Genomic DNA, 581 nt, shown 5'->3' with positions numbered 1-581 from the left:
CCACTGATAACTCCTGGGTCAACATGGGCGTGGCTCAAAAGCCACGATCTTGGCCCAGGTGGGTCAACTTTACTCCGGCGTTAGTGGGTCATTTTTACATCGGCGGTGACATTTTCCCCAAAAACCATAGTCGAAACATGGCAACCCACTTTTGAGGATAACCAGGCGTGTACAGAAAGGGAGAAGAAGGCTTACGGACCATGAGAGCATGAACAAACTAAAGAACATGGCCTTCAATTTCAGACCATTCAGTGTCGACGTCAATTGATTCCCTCTCATAAAGAGATAACCAACCGCAACAATCATTGGTAAGCCACTAGGGAAGGTGCGAATAAGCAGGTCATTTCTTCCCAAGCTGACTCGCTGATTAAAATTTCGCGGATCTGGGCCGATTTTTTTCCCGCAAACACATCGAATCAGCCTGTTTAGGCTATTTTTTCGACATTTCTGGCGTTATTTCCGGTTTTTACTGAGATCTCTCCCACTGACGTATCATTTGGTCCGCCCGAAACAGGTTGGCCAGCGTGAATAACATCGCCAGTTGGTTATCGTTTTTCAGCAACCCCTTGTATCTGGCTTTC

General features: G+C 46.8%; 1 pseudogene. It reads right to left on the bottom strand.

Annotated features, from left to right (window positions below):
* Positions 1–466: 466 nt before the first annotated feature.
* Positions 467–581 (bottom strand): annotated as a pseudogene (locus tag PG883_RS23765) (IS5/IS1182 family transposase); the annotation flags it as partial.

Origin of the sequence: Aeromonas sp. QDB25, from assembly GCF_027707725.1 — a bacterium.
In the GTDB taxonomy this organism is placed as follows: domain Bacteria; phylum Pseudomonadota; class Gammaproteobacteria; order Enterobacterales; family Aeromonadaceae; genus Aeromonas; species Aeromonas caviae.
Note: the sequence above shows the minus strand (reverse complement) of the source record. Positions and strands in the feature narration are given on the sequence as shown.